General features: G+C 69.4%; 16 protein-coding genes and 1 pseudogene. 12 read left to right on the forward strand and 5 right to left on the reverse strand.

Translation table 11 applies throughout. The features are described 5' to 3' along the window. Positions 1–38: 38 nt before the first annotated feature. The 8 genes from ssd (at position 39) to AC1DGD_RS00250 (ending at position 7,578) form a co-directional block, all read left to right on the forward strand. Entirely contained in the window at positions 39–1,148 is a 1,110-nt protein-coding gene (gene ssd, locus AC1DGD_RS00215) for a septum site-determining protein Ssd (RefSeq protein WP_476855522.1), read from the forward strand. After that, the gene (locus AC1DGD_RS00220) at positions 1,145–2,485 is read left to right on the forward strand and encodes a TadA family conjugal transfer-associated ATPase (protein ID WP_476855523.1); all 1,341 of its coding nucleotides are present in this window, start codon (positions 1,145–1,147) and stop codon (positions 2,483–2,485) included. The genes ssd and AC1DGD_RS00220 overlap by 4 nt, the downstream gene beginning before the upstream one ends. A 161-nt stretch (positions 2,486–2,646) precedes the next feature. After that, positions 2,647–3,381 (forward strand): hypothetical protein, encoded by a 735-nt coding sequence (locus AC1DGD_RS00225; protein ID WP_476855524.1) that lies wholly within the window; start codon positions 2,647–2,649, stop codon positions 3,379–3,381. A gap of 16 nt (positions 3,382–3,397) precedes the next feature. Further along, positions 3,398–4,009, forward strand: coding sequence for a type II secretion system F family protein (locus AC1DGD_RS00230; protein WP_476855525.1), 612 nt, complete (start codon positions 3,398–3,400; stop codon positions 4,007–4,009). A gap of 339 nt (positions 4,010–4,348) precedes the next feature. Then, positions 4,349–6,055, forward strand: coding sequence for a hypothetical protein (locus AC1DGD_RS00235; protein WP_476855526.1), 1,707 nt, complete (start codon positions 4,349–4,351; stop codon positions 6,053–6,055). A gap of 253 nt (positions 6,056–6,308) precedes the next feature. Then, positions 6,309–6,635: a DUF4244 domain-containing protein gene (locus AC1DGD_RS00240; RefSeq protein WP_476850273.1), complete on the forward strand. Its 327-nt coding sequence runs from the start codon at positions 6,309–6,311 to the stop codon at positions 6,633–6,635. After that, a complete protein-coding gene (locus AC1DGD_RS00245; protein WP_476855527.1) occupies positions 6,632–7,102 on the forward strand; it encodes a TadE family type IV pilus minor pilin in 471 nt (156 codons plus the stop codon). Before AC1DGD_RS00240 ends, AC1DGD_RS00245 begins: the two co-directional genes overlap by 4 nt. Continuing rightward, the gene (locus AC1DGD_RS00250) at positions 7,102–7,578 is read left to right on the forward strand and encodes an Rv3654c family TadE-like protein (RefSeq protein ID WP_476855778.1); all 477 of its coding nucleotides are present in this window, start codon (positions 7,102–7,104) and stop codon (positions 7,576–7,578) included. The genes AC1DGD_RS00245 and AC1DGD_RS00250 overlap by 1 nt, the downstream gene beginning before the upstream one ends. 178 nt (positions 7,579–7,756) lie before the next feature. Here the strand turns inward: AC1DGD_RS00250 and AC1DGD_RS00255 are convergent, their stop codons facing one another. Then, positions 7,757–10,183: a DEAD/DEAH box helicase gene (locus AC1DGD_RS00255; RefSeq protein ID WP_476855528.1), complete on the reverse strand. Its 2,427-nt coding sequence runs from the start codon at positions 10,181–10,183 to the stop codon at positions 7,757–7,759. A gap of 150 nt (positions 10,184–10,333) precedes the next feature. Further along, entirely contained in the window at positions 10,334–11,026 is a 693-nt protein-coding gene (locus AC1DGD_RS00260) for a GNAT family N-acetyltransferase (protein WP_476850234.1), read from the reverse strand. Between the two features lie 117 nt (positions 11,027–11,143). Between AC1DGD_RS00260 and trhO the strand changes: the two genes are divergently transcribed. Beyond that, positions 11,144–12,037, forward strand: coding sequence for an oxygen-dependent tRNA uridine(34) hydroxylase TrhO (trhO, locus tag AC1DGD_RS00265; RefSeq protein WP_028277710.1), 894 nt, complete (start codon positions 11,144–11,146; stop codon positions 12,035–12,037). Positions 12,038–12,071: 34 nt separating this feature from the next. Here the strand turns inward: trhO and AC1DGD_RS00270 are convergent, their stop codons facing one another. Further along, complete coding sequence (locus AC1DGD_RS00270) at positions 12,072–12,617, reverse strand: DUF6023 family protein (RefSeq protein WP_476855529.1); 546 nt, start codon at positions 12,615–12,617, stop codon at positions 12,072–12,074. 110 nt (positions 12,618–12,727) lie between these two features. Beyond that, positions 12,728–13,186: a hypothetical protein gene (locus tag AC1DGD_RS00275; protein WP_476855530.1), complete on the reverse strand. Its 459-nt coding sequence runs from the start codon at positions 13,184–13,186 to the stop codon at positions 12,728–12,730. Between the two features lie 204 nt (positions 13,187–13,390). Between AC1DGD_RS00275 and AC1DGD_RS00280 the strand changes: the two genes are divergently transcribed. Both AC1DGD_RS00280 and AC1DGD_RS00285 read left to right on the forward strand, forming a co-directional pair. Further along, the gene (locus AC1DGD_RS00280) at positions 13,391–14,170 is read left to right on the forward strand and encodes a MerR family transcriptional regulator (RefSeq protein WP_476855531.1); all 780 of its coding nucleotides are present in this window, start codon (positions 13,391–13,393) and stop codon (positions 14,168–14,170) included. A 91-nt stretch (positions 14,171–14,261) separates the two neighbouring features. Then, the gene (locus tag AC1DGD_RS00285; protein WP_476855532.1) at positions 14,262–15,941 is read left to right on the forward strand and encodes a DUF7059 domain-containing protein; all 1,680 of its coding nucleotides are present in this window, start codon (positions 14,262–14,264) and stop codon (positions 15,939–15,941) included. Between the two features lie 117 nt (positions 15,942–16,058). On the opposite strand, the pseudogene AC1DGD_RS00290 reads toward AC1DGD_RS00285, so the two are convergent. After that, positions 16,059–17,318 (reverse strand): annotated as a pseudogene (locus AC1DGD_RS00290) (MFS transporter); the annotation flags it as partial. A gap of 79 nt (positions 17,319–17,397) precedes the next feature. Here AC1DGD_RS00290 and AC1DGD_RS00295 point away from each other — a divergent pair. Further along, positions 17,398–18,099 (forward strand): ArsR/SmtB family transcription factor, encoded by a 702-nt coding sequence (locus tag AC1DGD_RS00295; protein ID WP_476855533.1) that lies wholly within the window; start codon positions 17,398–17,400, stop codon positions 18,097–18,099. Positions 18,100–18,314 lie beyond the last annotated feature (215 nt).

Here is an 18,314-nt window from a genome sequence, read left to right on the forward strand (position 1 = left end):
CGGTTCCGCTGCGGTCCCGGCCCGGGCACAGTGGCAGCATGAACAGGCACCAGGACCGTGGCCCAGGCTCACCGCCACCGTGGGCGCATGAGCCCTGGACCCCCGGGGATTCCGCGGAAATCCTGCTCGTAACCGGCGCCGATGTGCTGCGCAGCGAGGTGGAACGCATCGTCGCAGCAGCCGGGGGCCAGCTGCGGACGGTGCAGGACGTTGCCGAGGCCGCGCCGTTCTGGGACGCCGCGGCCGCCGTGCTGGTGGGCAGCGACATCCGCGGGTTGCCGCCCCGGCGGAGGACCCCTGCCGTGATGCTCGGCCTCGAAGGTGACGGAGAAGGGTTATGGCATCTGGCCGCCGCCGTCGGGGCCGAACGCGTCGCGGTGTTGCCGGACGCGGCCGCCTGGCTGGCGGAATACCTGAGCCGGTCCCGCGCCCCGGAAGCCGGCGGCCTGGTGCTGGGTCTCACCGGCGGCTGCGGCGGTGCCGGGGCCACGACCGCCGCCATCTGGATCGCGCAGGCCGCCGCCGGGGCCGGGATCCGGGTGCTGCTGATCGACGGCGACCCCCGGGGCGGAGGCCTGGAACTTGCGCTGGCCGCCGAGGAAACCCACGGGCTCCGCTGGCCGGATCTGGCCGGGGTGAGCGGCAGTATCGACCCCGCCCAGCTGGAGGAGTCGCTGCCGGTCGCCGGCGGATTCTCCTTCCTGTCGTGGCCGGGAACCCGTGACCAAGCCGCCGGGGTGGACGCGACCACCGTGGCCGCGGTTCTTGACGCCGCACGCCGCGGCTGCGAATTGGTGGTGCTGGATATCGGCCGGGAACGGGAGGCCCTGCGGGCCTTCGCCGGCGAATGCGACCGGATCATCGTCGTGGCGCCCGCCCGGCTGCGGGCCGCCGTCGCCACGGCCTGGCTGCTGCAGGAGCTTCCACCCGTGGACACCGCGCTCGTGGTCCGGGCCAGTCGCGGCGCCGCTTTGGATGCCCCGCTGATCGCCGGCTCCGTGGGGCTTGTCCTTCAGGGCATCATGCCGGACATCAAGGATCTGGCCGGGGCAACGGAACTCGGCCGCCTTCTCGAAACCGGCCGGCAGCGCGCCGTCCGCCGGTTCGCGGCCGGACTCCTTGAGCTGAACGGCGGAGACGGCTCATGAGTGCCCACGCGGCCGTAGAACCGGCCGGACCGGAACGTCCGGCCCGGCGGGCACCGGGCCGCCGCCGCTCGCAGGGATTTCTCGACCAGACGCTGCTGGAGTCCGTGCGCGAGTCCGTCATGGCCGATGCCTCCCCGGTGACCCCCTCAAGGGTGGCGGCTGCGGTCCAGGCGAGCGGGCGGCTGCTCGGCACGGCCGGCGCCCTGGCCGCAGTGGAGAGCATCAGCGCGGAATTGAACGGCCTGGGCCCCCTGCAACCGCTCACCCGTGATCCCGCCGTGACAGACATCTTTGTCAACGGGCCGGACTCGGTCTGGTTGGACCGCGGCCGCGGTCTGGAAAAGGCGCCGGTCGTCTTTTCCGGGGAACCGCAGATCCGGGCCCTCGCCGCGAGGCTGGTGGCAGCCGGTGGCCGCCGCCTGGACGACGGTTCGCCGTGCGTCGATGTCCGGCTCGACGGCGGCTACCGGGTGCACGCGGTGCTGCCGCCCATTTCCACGGCCGGGACCCTCCTGAGCGTGCGAATCCGCCGGGCCACGGTCTTCTCCATGCCCGAGCTGAAGCGCGCCGGCATGTTCGGGGCCGGGACGCCCGGGAGCCTGGTCCAGTCCGTGCTCGAACGCATGGTGGCGGCCAGGCTGAGCTTCCTCATCAGCGGGGCCACCGGTTCGGGGAAGACCACGTTACTGGCGACACTGCTGGGATTGTGCCACCCCGGGGAGAGACTCGTCCTGATTGAGGACGCCGCAGAACTGAATCCCGTCCACCCGCACGTCGTCTCGCTGGAATCCCGGCACGGAAACCTGGAAGGCGGTGGCGCCGTCGACTTGGGCGAACTGGTCCGCCAGGCCCTCAGGATGCGGCCGGACCGGCTGGTGGTGGGCGAATGCCGCGGCGCCGAGGTCCGCGAGCTGCTCTCGGCGATGAACACCGGACACACCGGAGGCGGCGGGACCATCCACGCCAATGAGGCGGTGGCTGTGCCTGCCCGGCTGGCGGCCCTCGGTGCGCTCGCCGGCATGGGCCAGGACGCGGTACGGCTGCAGGTCGCCAGCGCGATCGACGTCGTCGTGCACGTCGAGCGGACCGGATCGGGCCGCCAGGTGGCGAGCGTTGGAATCATGGAGGTCCAAGACTCGGGCCTGGTTGTCGCCGCCGCACTGGAGATCCAACAGGGCGAGCTCCGCTTCGGCGGAGCGTGGCCGCTGCTGGCGCGCCGTCTCGGCCTGGATCCCGGGTTGGCCGGGGCGGACCCCTCCGGACTGCAGGCGGCGCCGCCGGCAGGACGGCCGCCGGGTTCCGGCCGCGAATCCCTCCAGCCCTGGACGCAGCGATGACCGTCTTCCTCATCGTCGTTTTGGTCCTAGCCGTGTGGCTGGCATTTCCCACCCCGCGCGCGGCCGGCCATCGTACCCGCAGGGCCTTGCACGCCGCGGGCACGCGAGCTCCCGCGGCCTACGGGTCCCCGGGATCCCGCCCAGGACGGGCCGTCGGGGGCATGACCCGTTGGCGCGGCAGGGGAGCCGCCGATGCCGGGCCCGTCCCCATGACAGTCCTGGTCCAGCAGTTGGCCGCGCTGCTGAAGGGAGGGCGCATCCCCGCCCGGCTGTGGGATGAACTGTGGGCTCTGTACGGCGGTGACACCGCGCGGGACGGGCCGGCGGCCCAGGCCGCAGTTCACAGCGCCGGCCAGCCCCGCACCGCAAACGGCGCCGGCACGGTCCTCGGCCCGGAGTCCCGCAGGATCCTCGCAGCCGCGCGTGCCGCCGCCCGGCGCGGGTCTTCCGTGGCCGCGGCCATCCGCCGCGAGGTCTCCGCGGTCACTGCCGGTGCGGGCGCCGTCGTCACGGTCACCACGGGTGCCGTCGGCAACAGGGCCCGCCGCGACGTGCGTGTGTGGGGCGAGCTCGCCGCATGCTTTGACACCGCTGAAGCCAGCGGTTGCCCCCTGGCCGATGTCCTGGCGCGCTTTGCCGCCCACCTTGAAACGGAGGACGACGCCGAGGCAGCGCGGCAGACGGCCTTGGCGGGCCCCCGCGCGACCGTTCGTCTGCTGACCTGGCTGCCCCTGTCGGGCCTGGGTCTCGGCCTGCTGCTCGGCGTGGACCCGGTGGCGACACTGCTGGGAACTCCCTGGGGCCTCGCGGCGTTGGCCGCAGGCGTGGCGCTGACCGCCGTCGGCCGGTTGTGGTCCGCAAGGCTCGTCCGCGCCGCGGCGGAAGCACCAACGTGACTCCGCGGTGGTCGCCGTGAGGCCCGAACTTGCCGGATTCGTGATGGCAGCGAGCCTTGCCGGGGCAGCCGCAGTCGTCCTCGCCCGCCCGGGCCGTGTCCGCCGGCGGCTCCGGCGCCAGCTTCGGGCCCCTGCTGGCGGGGCCGCCCGGCGCCCGACGGTCCACGACGCCGGCCGGCACGGACGTCACGGCCTCCCGGGCCTGCGGGACACCGCCATGATGCTGGAACTGATCGGCGCCATGCTGGATGCGGGAGCCGGACTTGGCCGGTCCCTCGACCTCGTGGCCGCCCTCATGCCACCGGAACTCGGGCGGCAGCTTCGGCCGGTTGTGTCAGCCCTCGCGATCGGTGCGGACTGGGGCACGGCATGGCGCAGCTCCGGTGCCCGGGCGCCCCAACTTCAGGCCCTGCGCGACGCTCTTTCCTTCGCCGCGCTTACCGGCGCCCCCTCCTCAGCGCTCCTCTATGCCCAGGCGGCCCGGCTCCGCCGTGAACGCAACAGGGCCGCCGAGCAGCGCGCGGCCACGCTCGGGGTGAAGCTCGTGGTGCCGCTGGGCCTGTGCTCCCTGCCGGCTTTCGTCTGCCTCGGCGTCGTGCCCGTGCTGCTGGGGCTGCTGCGGGCGTGATGCCGGCAGCCCGGGGATCACCCCGGGCCCAAGGTTTATTCAAGTTGCTGGGGGATACCTTTGGGGCAGGCACCGTCGGAGTATGAGCGGTCTCGTGCGTCGGCTTCTCACAGCACCTCCTTGGCGCCTCGAATCCCGGAGTATCTGGGGTCTCGTACTAACTGGGAGCCATGCCAGGGGGGCAGATCAATGATTCGACTGTATAAAGCGGGCGTGATTGCAGCGCTCAACCTACTAGTGTTGACCGGTTTGGCGGTCGGTGCCAGTCCGGCGTCCGCCGCCGTACCGACCTGTCAGCCGGGAGCACCCCAACCGACCAACCAATACCCTGGCACAACGGTGATTGCCACGAACTTCGAGTCCGGAAGCCTCACCACCGCAGGCTTCGCCGCCGCATTCACCGCCGGGACAGGCACGGCCGATGTCTCCTCGGCCCAGCAGCACTCGGGCCGCTGCTCAGCCTTTGTTCACGTCACCACGGATGCCGGGTCGGTGGCCAATTTTTCCGCACCACTTCCTGCCGGAAACAATGAGGTCTACGCCGACGGCTGGTTCAACATCACCAAAGAGGGCGTCGCCGGCAACAACGTCCCGTACTTCCGCTTCTTCAACGGGACTACCCGGTTTATAGACGTCTACCGATCCAACGGCGGCGTCGGCCCGATGTGGCTGCGGGTCGCGGCGCCCGACGGAACCCTCCGCTACACCCCGATGAAAGTCAATGTCCCTCTCGGCACCTGGCACCATATCGTCACGCACGTCGTCGCAAATGGGGCCTCCTCCACGGTCGAGGTGATCTTCGACGGCAAACTCCTGTATTCCAGCAAGCAGATCGCCACGGGTTTTACCGCGGTCACCAAGATGCAACTCGGTGCCGAACACCGGCGGCAGGCAGGCGACAGCTTCATTGACGACGTCGTTATCAAGGCCGGAAAGGCGGCCGCCCAGCTGCCCGGAACGTTTGCCCCGATTGCCCCACAACGGTTCCTCGACACCCGGAAAACGGTGCCCGTGGGTGCCGATAAGGCCGTCTCCTTCCAGGTTGCAGGGGCTAATGGGATCCCGGCAAATGTCGCGGCGGTCGTCTTCAACCTGACCGTCACTGAAGCAAAATCCATTGGTTACATCACCGCCTACCCCTCCGGGACAACAAAGCCGGATGCATCCAATGTGAACTTCCGTGCCAACCAAAACGTGCCCAACCTGGTAACGGTCAAGGTGGGTGCGGACGGAAAAGTGGCGCTGTTCAACAGATCCTCCGGCACAACCCACCTCATCGCCGATGTCACCGGCTACTACGTCACGGGGACGCCAGCGACGCCGGGGGCCTTCCAAAGCCTCGCGCCAAAGCGGCTGCTGGACACCCGGTCCACGACGGCGCTTGCAGGGGATTCCACCGTGTCCCTGCAGGTTGCGGGGACCAACGGCATACCGGCATCTGCCGCTGCTGTGGTCTTCAACCTCACCGTGACCGAGCCAACAAGGATCGGCTACATTACGGCCTATGCTTCGGGATCGGCGCGTCCGGACGCGTCTAACCTCAACTTCAACGCCGGACAGACAGTGCCGAACCTGGTCACGGTCCCCATCGGTCCAGACGGAAAAGTCACACTGCTCAATCGTTCGTTCGGACGTTCGCACCTGATCGCAGACGTTGCCGGCTACTACCTCGGCGGCACGCCGTCAGCCACCGGTGCGTTCAAGGCCACGGGTCCATCCAGGATCCTCGACACCCGAAACGCAACGGCTGTTCGCCCGGACTCCACGGTGTCGTTCCAGATTGCCGGCGCCAACGGCATCCCCTCGAGCGTCCTGGCGGCTGTCTTCAACCTGACGGTCGTGTCGCCCCAGTCCATCGGCTACATCACCGCCTACCCCTCCGGTTCCACCCGTCCGGACGCGTCCAACCTGAACTTCTCCGCCGGACAGACTGTGCCGAACCTGGTCTCGGTCCCCGTCGGCTCAGACGGAAAGGTGACGTTGTTCAACCGGTCCTCCGGATCCTCACACCTCATCGCCGACCTCGCGGGATACTTCCTGCCTTAGGAACGCGGGTGACCCGCACCAACTGAACCCGAGGGGCTGTCGTCGCAGTGCGGACCGCAGCCCCTCGGGTTCAGCCCTGTCTTGGCCCGGGCGAAACGCCGGCGGACCAGGGCTTTGCGTTTGGCGGCCGTTGGCCGCCCGGAAAGGGCCAGACTCTTCTCCTCCACAGGCCGCCACGACGGCATCTTCGGGCACGTTTTCCACTTAGCTGCCATCGGGGCTTATGGCGCGACGTGCAAGCCGGGAGAGTCGAATCAGCCGGCGATCACGCCGGTGTCCCGTGGAAGGAAAGCAGATGTCAACAAATCAGGACACTCCCGCTGCACGTCGCATTGAAGCAGGGGAGGGCGGCGTTGCGGAGGTCTATGAGATCTACCCCGGCGCCAGCTCGGTTGTTCCCGTTCAACCGCGGGGCCGCACAGGGCCGCCGGCCGCGCAGGCGGGAATGGCTACCGCTGAATATGCCATCGCAACCCTGGCCGCCGTGGGTTTCGCCGGGGTCCTCGTGTTCATCATGCGCAGCGATGAGGTCCGCGGGTTCCTCCTGAACCTCATCCGGACGGCGCTCACGTTGCCATGAACGGACTCTGGCGCGCCCGGGGGAGCGGCGGCCGGGGGGAGCCGCCGCGGTCGGGGGAGTGCCGCGGGGCCGTCACTGCTGAGTTCGCCGTCGCGCTGCCCTCGGTCGTTCTCCTGCTCTCCGTGCTGCTCGCGGGTTCGGCGGCCGGGGTGATGCAGCTGCGGGTTGAGGAAGCGGCCCGCGGCGGTGCCCGGGCGGTGGCGAGGGGAGCCGCGGCAGGCGAAGTCGGTGAGATTGTCCGCCGTCTCGCCGGCGACACGGCGGACTGCGAGGTGACGCACGACGGCGAGTGGCACAGGGTCACCGTTTCCGGCCGGGTCCCCGGGGCCGTTGGCTCCGTGGTTCCCTGGGCCCTCAGCGCCAGCGCGTGGGCGCATGCGGAGGCCCCCGGCGCGGCACAACGGCCCGGGCTGGACAAGCCCCACCTGAAAGGCGTCTCCCGTTCCCCGTGGCAGGGCGGCACATGATGTCGCCTGCACCTGCACCTGCACCTGGACCTGCACCTGCACCTGTCCGTGTCCGTGCCCGCGGGCCGCGACCCCGGAGCCCGAAACCCGCCCACCCCCGGCACCGGTGTACGTCGTCAGAGCGGGGGTCGGGGACCGTCCTGGCCCTGGGACTCGGGCTGGTGGTCATCATGGCGTTGGCCCTGCTGCTTCTTTTGGCCGAATCGGCCGTTGCGGCATCGAGGGCTGCGGCGGCCGCCGATCTGGCAGCGCTGGCTGCGGCGGATGCCGCGCGGGGCATCACGTCCGGCGAACCCTGCGCTGTGGCTCGAGAGGTCGCAATGAAGAACAACGCCACGCTGGCTGCCTGTGCCCAAGGACCGGACGACACCGTTCAGGTGCGCACCGAGTTCAGCGCCGGACCGTTCCTCGGGGCGGCCACGGGACTGGCCAGGGCCGGACCGCCCCCTGCGGCCGGGAACGGGCCGGCACCGTGAAAGATGCACCAACTCCGGCGGTCGCCAGAAGCCGTGCATCCGTCTGCGGCCTGGCGTGCAGCCCTGCCGCCGCCCGGTTCCGAACCTGCCTGCCGCCCGGCTCACACGAACGTACCGCCCTGCCGCCCCGGCTCCGAACCTGTCGGCCGCCGCCCACGAACCGGCCGCTGAGACGTGGTCAGGCGCGGAGCGGCTGGGCGGGCTGATCGTCCGGGGTCCCGGCCGCGGCGGCCGTTGTTCCGGGATTGCCGGCGTGCATGAGGTCGGTGGCGTCTTGGAGCAGCACATCGATCAGTGTGACGGCAGCGTCCTTGTCGAGCGGGTTGTTCTTGTTGCCGCACTTGGGTGACTGGACGCAGGAGGGGCAGCCGGACTCGCATTCGCAGGCCTTGATGGCGTCGCGCGTGGCGGTCAGCCACAACCTCGCCTTGTCGTAGCCGCGTTCGGCGAAGCCGGCCCCGCCGGGATGGCCGTCGTAGACAAAGATGGTGGGCACTCCGGTATCGGCGTGGATGGCCGTGGACACTCCGCCGATGTCCCAGCGGTCGCTGGAGGCCACCAGCGGAAGGAGTCCGATGGCCGCGTGCTCGGCAGCATGCAGCGCTCCGGGGAACTGTGCCTCGATCAGCCCAGCGCCGGTCAGCGAGCGGTTGTCCATGACAAACCAGACCGCCTTGGTAAACAGGTCCCTGGCGCCCAATTCCAAGGGTTCTTCGCCGAGGATCTCGTTCGAAATTAACGCCTTGCGCTGGAAGGAGACCACCTGTGTTGTCACTTTCACATCGCCGAAATGCACGGCCACATCGCCCCATTGGGTGGTGCGCTGCGTTTCAAGGACCTCGATCTGGGTCACGTCCCGGGCGGTCGTGTAGTAGTCCGGGTTCGCCCGCCGCACCACCACACAGTGATCGTCCTCATTCAGGTCTTCGACCACGTAGCTGTCGCCCTGGTGGACATAGATGGCCCCTGTGTGGGCCTGGTAATGGGTCTGCGGCGAATCCATGGTGCCGAGCAAGGAGCCCGTCTCCGCGTCCACTATGCTCACCGGACCTCCGCCGTCGGCCCGGAGGTTCACCATGGCTGCGGCATTTTGCGGATGGGTCCAAAACCATCCTGCCGGCCGTTTGCGCAGGTAGCCCTGCAGGACCAGGCGGTCCAGCAGCTTCTCAGCGGTGGCCCCGAAGAGCTCCAGTTCGGCGAACCCGAGGGGCAGTTCCGCGGCGGCGGCGCACAGGTGGGGGCCCAGAACGTATGGATTGGAGGGATCGAAGACCGTGGCCTCCACCGACACGTCGAAAATCGCCTCGGGGTGGTTCACCAAGTAGGTGTCCAGCGGGTCGTCGCTGGCCACGAAGGCCGCGATCGCGTCCTGGCCGGCGCGGCCCGCGCGGCCGATCTGCTGGAACAACGACGCGCGGGTGCCCGGCCAGCCTGCGACCAGGACTGCATCGAGACCGGAAATGTCAATGCCCAGCTCCAGCGCGGACGTGCTCGAGACGCCCAACAGTTCACCGGAGCGCAGCGCCTTTTCCAGGGCCCGCCGCTCCTCCGGCAGATAGCCCGAGCGGTACGCGGCCACACGCTGCGGCAGGCTGGGATCCACCTCGTCGAGGAGGCGTTTGGCGATGGAGGAAATCGACTCTGCCCCGCGCCTGGACTTGATGAACGCAATGGTCCTGGTCCGGGAGGACACCAGGTTGGCCAGCAGGTCGGCGGTCTCGGCGACTGCAGTCCGGCGCTCCTTGGCACCGTTTTCGCCCCGGAGTTCGGTCAGTGCCGGCTCCCAAAACGCCACCGTCGTAGACCCGTGGGGCGAACTGTCTTCGGAAACGGCCCGCACGGGCGCGCCGATCAGCCGGCCGAAGGACTGCCCGGGTTCAGACGCCGTGGCGGACGCCGCGATGAACACCGGTCCGGGATGCGAGCCGCCCGGGCTGTAGTAGGCACAGATCCGACGCAGCCGGCGCATGAGGTTTGCCACATGGGAGCCGAAGACGCCGCGGTAGCTGTGGGCTTCGTCCACTATCACGTAGCGGAGGCGCCGGAAGAACCTGGCCCACCAGGCATGGTTCGGGAGAATGCCGAAGTGCAGCATGTCCGGGTTGGCGAGGATGAAGTTCGCGTGGTCCCGGATCCAGCGCCGGGACGCGGGATCGGTGTCGCCGTCGTAGGTTTCAGCCCGGACTGTGGGGAGCTTCAGTGCCCTGATCGCCGCCAACTGGTCGGCGGCGAGCGCCTTGGTCGGGGACAGGTAGAGGGTCACGGCCCCGTCGTCGTGGATTTTCCCGGGATCGGACAAGACCCTGAGCTCGGAACGGTGGATCGCGTCCAGGGCCGGCAGCTGATACGCCAGGGACTTGCCGGACGCGGTGCCGGTGGCGATGACCACGTTCTCTCCGCCGTGGGCCAGTTCGGCGGCCCGGACCTGGTGAAGGTAGGGCTCGTGGATGCCCAGGGAACCGTAGGCTGCCACGAGATCCGGGTGCGACCACTGCGGCCACGGCGCATTGACGGCCTGGCGGGCGGGGATCGTCCGCACATGACGCAGCTGTTCCGGGTCCGGACCTCGGCCCAGCAACGGAATCAAGGACTCATGCGGGTTCACTCACATATTCTTTCATCCGCCCTCAAATCGCCCATGCCCGGCAGACAGCCCGGCAGCGCCGCGGGTTCGGCACGGTGGCTTCGGCGCGGCTGCCCGGCCAACGCGTTGCCCCGGGCGCAGGCCCGCCGGACGGCCGGCGCTCGCGGCGCCTCAGCCCACGGACAGGTCGGCCCCTTCGTCTGACGTCGACAACATCAGGACGTGGCACACCTCGCGCCAGCCGAGGTGCGAATAGAGTTTTTGGCCGTCCAGCGAGGCGAGCAGCAGCCCGGAGTCGACGTCGTGTTCGAACGCCTGGGCTGCCAGGGCCTTCATGATGAAGCTGCCCAGCCCCCGCCGCTGGTAAGCCTCTGACGTCACGATGTTGTCGAAGATGGCGGTATGTCCCACCACAAACACGCGTCCGCTCGCGGCGACGTCCTCGCCGGCGCTGACCACCGCGTGGTGGACGCCGTCGGTCCGGGACGTCTCGAGCCTGAGGTCGTCATCCGAAAGCCAGGGGTCCTCCGAATCCTGGGTCTCCATGTCCACGATCATCATGGTTTGGGAGGCCGAGGTGACATGCAGCCCATTCCGCTGCCCCAGCATGGTGAATCGGGCCACATCGTTGGTGAGGATGGTGAGGACCCGGGCCGGCGCTTCGGCCGTCTTTGCCGCCAGCGCCTCGAACTCCGCGTCGGACGGATCGTAGGCGAAGTACTCCCATTCGTGGGTGGTGTCACCGCGAAAGGCCGCGGGGAACCTGCCCTCCCTGCGCGTCTCATATCCGCGGCAGCCGGCCCATCCGGCAACCCAGATTTCCAGCAGGTGAGTGGTGTCTTCAACCATGGCGTCAAGACTCATGTGATGAGCGTATTCCAGCAGTGCCACAAGCAACAGGGGCCGGGTCGGGGGAAGCCGCTTGCTTATCCAATTGTGACTGTCGCCCGGCCGCCCGCCCCAGCAAGTACCCTTAAAAGCGTGGCTTTGAACAGGATTGTCCTCTTTTACGGATTCACCCCCCTGCCTGACCCGGACGCCGTCCGGCTCTGGCAGCGCGCCCTGTGCGAAAAACTCGGACTAACCGGCCGCATCATCCTTTCCAAGGACGGCATCAACGCCACGGTCGGCGGAGAACTGAACGCCGTGAAGCAGTACGTCAAAACCACGCGCGAGTACAAGGGCTTCCAGGGCATCGACGTGAAGTGGTCCGATGGCGGCGCGGCGGACTTCCCGCGGCTCAGCGTCAAGGTGCGGGACGAAATCGTCTCCTTCGGCGCCCCGGGCGAACTCAAAGTCGACGCCGGCGGAGTGGTGGGCGGCGGAACCCACCTCAAACCCGAGGAACTCCACGAACTCATTGAAGCCAAGAAACAGCAGGGCGACGAAGTCGTGTTCTTCGACGGCCGGAACGGGTTCGAGGCCCAGATCGGCAAGTTCAAGGACGCCGTCGTTCCCGATGTCGCCACCACCCACGACTTCATCAAGGAACTCGACTCCGGCAAATACGACGCCCTCAAGGACAAACCGGTTGTCACCTACTGCACCGGCGGCATCCGCTGCGAGGTGCTGTCGAGCCTCATGGTGAACCGCGGGTTCAAGGAGGTCTACCAGCTCGACGGCGGCATTGTCCGCTACGGCGAGGCCTTCAAGGACCAGGGCCTGTGGGAGGGCTCCCTGTATGTGTTCGACAAGCGCATGCACGTCGAGTTCAGCGGGGACGCCAAGACGATCGGCGAGTGCGTCCGCTGCTCGGCACCCACGAGCAAGTTCGAAAACTGCTCGAATCCGTCCTGCCGGACCCTGACGCTCTATTGCGCCGGGTGCGCCGCGAGCCCCGACACCCTGCGGTGCCCCGAGGGCTGCGCCGCCTGAGGCGCGAGCCGGACATTTGGCCGGCCGGGAACCCTCAGATGCGGCTCACCCGGTACGCGAAGTTTGCCGGTGCGTTCGCATCCACTTTGATGGAGAGCGACGCATCTGCGGCCAGTTGCACCACGTTCACCCTGGACGTCCCGCACCGGAGGCTCAGGTCCACGAGTTCGTTCTCACCGTTCTCGATGGAAAAGGACACGCGGCGGGTGCTCCGGCAGGCCAGGGTCAGGGCGTAAGTACCCTTGGGCAGCTGGGCTGTAGTCTCCTTGCGCTCCTCGTCCGCCTCCAGCGTCCCGAAACCCGTCTGGAAGACCTGCCCCTCGGCGTCGGGCAGTACGGCATCGACCCAGTCATCCAGCTCCTCGCCCGTCACCGGCTCGTTGAGATGGGGGTCCTGGGGCAGGGCGGCGTCAGTGGTCGGCGGAGCGGCAGCCGAGGTCGATTCATCGTCCCAGTGGTCGGCGCTGTATTCATAGGCGCAGCCGGACAGGGCTGCCCCGAGAAATACCGCAACTGAAAGCACCACGGCGGCCGCCGGGGTGCGCCGTCGCGGCACCCTGCTCGCCGGCACAGTTGGCATACTTTGAGATTAGGGCGGCCCGGAATCAAACGCCAGAGGCCAAAGGTCCGGGTCGGACAGGCCTTCAGGGGGCGCCGGGCCGGTCGCCGCGGACCGGGCTGCGGCGGGTGCTACTCGGACGACGCCAGGTGGTACGCGTAGAGAAGCGGGGCATCCACACTGGACGTGCTGAGCGTGATCTTGCCCGCGGCGGGCACTTTGATGCGGGCGGTTTCGCGGCTGCCGTTGCAGGCGGCTCCGGCTTCGGCGAGCTGGCTGCCGTCCAGGCTGACGGCGAAGAACGCCTTCCCGCCGCCGTCGCAGGTCATGGTCAAGGTGTAGGTGCCGGCGGGCACGCCGGACGCGGTCCGGACGATCGGATCCCGGTTCAGGATTTTTCCGGCATCTTCCAGCACTGTTCCCGGGGCGGAGGGCAGCGCGGTGGCCTTCCACGCCGGAACATCGGCGCCCTCAATCGAACCGGCCGGGGAACATGCCGCTGCAGCCAGTACGACGACGGCGGCGGCCACACCGGTGAGCGTCCGCCGGGCCAGACGGGCGGCCGGGACGTGGGAGGAAGGGAAAACCATGCCTCAAACTTACCGTCTCGCAGGATCCCCTCCGGCCGCGCCGCCGTCCCGGGCGCCCTCTCCCTGCGGGCCCTTGACTTTGACGCTGCGTCAAAGTTTAGAGTCGAAGCGATGGCCGGCAGCGATGGCCGGAAGCAGCCGGTCGGCACGGTAACAGCGGGGGTCCGAGGAACGCGGGCCTCGAAGGAGCAGAAGGGTGGAGGCATGGACTGGTCCGTTCAGCAGATCGCGAAATTGGTCGGCACCACCGGCCGGACTTTGCGTCACTACGACGACATTGGCCTGCTCAGGCCGAGCCGCACCGGCAACAACGGCTACCGGTACTACGGCCAGGAATCCCTGGTCCGACTGCAGCGGATCCTGCTCCTGCGCGACCTGGGGCTCGGGCTGCCGGCGATCGCGGACGTGCTCGGCAACGAGGCGGACGCGGAGCATGCACTGGGCCGGCACCTGGCGTGGCTGCTGCAGGAACAGGACAGGCTGGGGCGGCAGATTGCCGCGGTCCGTCACACCATTGAGGCATTGCAAACGGGAGGAAAGATCATGGCGGAGGAAATGTTCGACGGTTTCGACCACACCAAGTACCAGGAGGAAGTCCAGCAGCGGTGGGGCAAGGACGCCTATGCAAAGTCCGACGCCTGGTGGCGCAGCATGGGGGCCGGGGAGAAGGCTGCCTGGACGGAACAGTCCCGGCAGCTCGGTGCCGAGTGGACGGCTGCTGCGGCGTCGGGAGTCCCGGCGGACAGCGCGCAGGCGCAGGACCTGGCCCGGCGCCACGTCGAATGGCTCAGGGGAATCCCCGGCACGCCGGCGTCACCCGCAGCGGGCGGCAGCCCGGCGGCAGGTGGTGGCATCAAGGGGTACGTGACGGGGCTCGGCGAGATGTACGTGGCCGATCCCAGGTTCGCCGCCAACTACGGCGGTGAGGACGGCGCCGCCTTCGTCCGGGACGCGCTGAAAATCTATGCCGAGAACGAGCTCTAGCCGGACCCGCACGCCCCAAGCCCAGCCCCGGCGCTGACGGGCCCAACCCAGGTCCCACCCCATGGCCCGGCCCCCGGACTAAACTTGTCCGGTGACTTCCTCAGCGCAAGGCCCCGCCGCACCCTCCCGTTCAACGCAGGCTCCCGCAGCCCCGTTCACGGCCGGCAACACCCCGGACGCTCCGCGCAGCGACCTCGCCGGCCTCCTCGAGGCCCTGGCCGCGGACCTGCGTGCGATTGGCTACACCGTGGACGGGGTTGCGGAGCTGCTCGGCGAGGCCGCGCACTCGGCCCTGGGCCGGGACCAGCTCATCCCGGCCCTGATCGTCACCGGGCGTTCCCTCGGGGAGCCGGCGACGGCGGCGCTCGCCGTCGTCGTGCGTCTCTGGCTTCTGTCCGAGCCGCAGCCCGCGGCGACGCTCGACGCCGCCCTCCCCGGCATCCGTACCAAGGGGCTGGTGGAACTTGGGCTCGTGGAGCCTGCGGGCGGGGACCTGGTCCAGGCCAGGGTGGACCTCAGGCCGTACGGCTGGGACCCGACAGTGGGGGAAGACGGGACCAGCGCCGGCGGAGCAGACCTCTGGGTGGCCAGCGACCTCGCGGCCCACCAGCGCGCCGGCGTTCTTCGTCACGACCATGTCCTGGGGATTGGGCAGGCCTCCACCACCCTGGTCCAGGTCACCGCCCGCCGCCATGTTGCCAAGGCCCTCGATCTCGGCACCGGCTGCGGGATCCAGACCTTCCACCTGCTGCACCACGCCGAGCACGTGACAGCCACGGACATCTCCGAACGCGCCTTGGCGTTTACCCGGTTCAACCTGCTGCTCAACGCCGCCGAGCTGCACCTGGACCCGGCCGACCTTGACGCCCGCGTCAGCCTGAGGCTCGGATCCCTGCTGGACCCCGTCGCGGGGCAGGAGTTCGAGCTGGTGGTCTCCAACCCGCCCTTCGTCATCACCCCCCGCAGCCTGGGCGAGACCGCCACGGACCAGTTCACGTACCGCGACGGCGGCCTGCCGGGGGACGAGATTGTGTCCTCGCTGGTCCGTGCGCTGCCCTCGGTCCTTGCCCCGGGCGGAACGGCCCAGCTTCTGGGCAACTGGGAGATCACGGCCGGCGCCGGCTGGGCCGACCGGCCCCAGAGCTGGGCCGGCCCGGCCACCGACGTCTGGTTCATCCAGCGCGAGCAGGTGGGCCCCGAGCAGTACGCCGAGACCTGGCTGCAGGACGCCTCGGAAAGCCGCGACCGCCGGCTCTACGCGGACTCGTACGCGGCCTACCTGGACGACTTCGCCTCGCGCAATGTGGCCGGAATCGGCTTCGGCATGATCTGGCTGCGAAGGCCTGCCGACGGCGCCGGGCGGGTCCTGTCGCGCTTCGAGGAGATCACCTACCCGATCGAACAGCCCGTAGGGCCACACCTGGGCGCCGCCGTCGAGCGTGCCGACTGGCTGGCCGGCCATGATCTGGCCGCCGCCCACCTGCTGGTCGCGGAGGACGTCACCGAAGAACGGCACCAGCGCCCCGGTGCGGAACACCCCGGCGTCATCCTGCTGCGGCAGGGTGCCGGGCTGCGCCGCACCAACCTGCTCAGTACCGAGCTGGCGGGCCTGGTCTCAGCGTGCGACGGCGACCTGTCCGTCGGGCAGATCATCGGCGCCCTCGAGGCGCTGCTGGGCGGCTACGAGGGGTTTGGCAGCGCGGAGTTCCGCGCCGGCCTGCTCGAGGAAGTCGGGAACCTCGTCCGCGACGGCTTCCTGCTGCCTGCCTGATACCGTCGCGGCCGCGCCCGCCAACAACGGTTCGGCCGCGTCCTTGGCCGGCAACGCCGCGTCCGCCGCTGCCCCGGCCGCCGCCTTGGCCGCCGCTGGAGTGTTGGCGGCGGTGTCCTCCCGGCCGAACCGCGGCAGGACGTACGCCGTGAGGGCGAGGGCCACCAGGGCCCCGACGGCGCCGGTGAGCACGAAGCTGACGCGGACCGGCACCAGGGCGCCCAGGAGACCGCCCAGGGCCAGCGCGCCAATGGAGACGGCACGCGTCATCCCGCCGACAATCGCCATCGCCTGGCCGCGCCCGCTTTCCGGAATCCGCAGGATCGCGATGGCCCCGAAACAGGCGTTCAGGACGCCGCAGGCCACTCCCGTCCCTGTGTAGGCCGCAAAAAGCAGTTCCACGCTCGGGACCATCCCGGTGAGGACCAGGCACGCCGAGGCTCCGGTCATGGCGGTCAGCAGCACGCGCAGGCGGACCCGCGGCGTCCTGATCCTGCCGGCCATCGCGGCCCCGGCCGCCATGCCGAGGCCGAAGGCTGCGGACAGGAGGCCATACTGGATTTCGGTGGCGCCAAGCTCGTTGCGGGCCAGGAACACCTCGAGCACGTTGGTGGCTTCGCCGACGACGATGAAGAACATCGCCCCCAGGACCAGGGCCCAGACCAGGCTGTCCCGGCGGATCAGGCGCAGCCCGTCCAGCAGCGCGGGCTTCGCCTGGCCGGCACGTTCGGCCGCCGTGCCGCGCCGGGTCCGGATCAGCAGCGCGCCCAGCCCCATGGCGACGTAGCAGCCGCTGGCCACGGTGAACACCAGCCCGGTCCCGCCCCAGCCGCTGAGCAGGCCGCCCGCGGCGGGTCCTGCCATCCCCGCGATCATGATGGTCGCCTGCATGGTCCCCATGGCCCGGGGGGTGCGGTCCTCTCCGACGATCCGCGGCAGCAGGGCCTGCCAGGTGGGGCTGGCCACGGACTGGGCCGCGTCGAGCAGGAACGTCATGGCAAACAGCACGGGCAGATAGTTCTCCAGGTACTGCATGCCAAGCCCCATGCCGGCGACGGCGGCGGCGCTGACCGCCGAACTCGCCGTCGCCAGCGTGCGCGAATCCATGGTGTCGGCGAGCCGGCCGGCCCACGGGGCCAGGAGGACCAGCGGCAGCGCTGAGCACAGCAGGTACGCGGCCACGAGCCAGGGCCCGGCGACAGGAGTTTCGCCGGCGGCGGCCGCGTTCTGCAGATGCAGCATCACGCTGACGACGACGGCGCCCATCCCCGCCGTCGCCACGAACCGGGCGGTGCCGGCAATCAGGAAGTCGCGGTTGCGCCACAGGGGCGGCACGCCGGCTGCGGATGCCGGCAATTTATGAAGTGTATGTTTCATAAAAAGGAACCTAGTCCGGCGGCAAAACAAATGTCAAGCATTTCTTTCATAGTTTGGCGGGGCTGGATACACTGGAGGAGTGAACGCAGAAACCCCGACGGCGGAGTCAATGGCTCCGCCGGCCACCAGGCGCCGGCACCGTCCGGAGAAGCAAGTGGAAATCACCGACCCGAAGGCGATCCGTGCCTTGGCCCACGCCGCCCGGCTGGAGGTCATTTCCGAGCTGTATTCCACGCAGGTGAGCCGGACGGCCACCGAGCTTGCCGCGCAGACCGGGCTGACTCCCAGTGCCATGAGCTACCACCTGCGGGCACTGCAGAAGTGGGGCATCGTGATTCCCGCCGCCACCGCGGGGGATGCCCGGGAGCGGCGCTGGCAGGCCGCCGGTACAGATTTCACCATCCACTCGCTGGGGGGAGTGGCCAGCCCCGAGCTCGCCGTCCTGGACCTCGAGCTCGACGCCTACCGCCGCCGGGTCCGTGCCTACGCCACGGCCCGCAACGCCCGGCGCGAGAGCGGCGACACCGCCGACGGGCCGTCCTCGGTAGTACTGGCCAGCAATCTGCTGTACCTGACGCCGGACCAGCGGGCCGAACTGACGCGGCGGATCTTCGACCTGCTGCGGGACTACGAACTGGAGGATCCGGACCACCTGCCCGAAGGTGCCGAACGCATGGCCACGATGTGGTCGATGATTCCGGACGACCGCGGCCCGGCGGCCGCCGCAAAACCCGCCGCCGCAAAACCCGCCCCCGTCAAGCCCGCCGCCGGCAAGGGCTGAGCCGCCGCCGGGGAGGGCTGAGCCCGCCGCCGGGAAGGCCTGAACCGGTCGCGGGCACGGCGCTGAACCGCATCCGGAGTGCGCTCAGGGGCCGGCCGGCACGTGGCCCTATTGCGGCCGGAAGCCGCATCCGCCGGGCCGTCATTTCCGGCCGGATGCGCGGGATTCTGCAAAATATGGTGAACTAGGCGGGTATGGGCGCATCTGCCCGAGCC

This window comes from Arthrobacter sp. 05T45 (genome assembly GCF_056395875.1).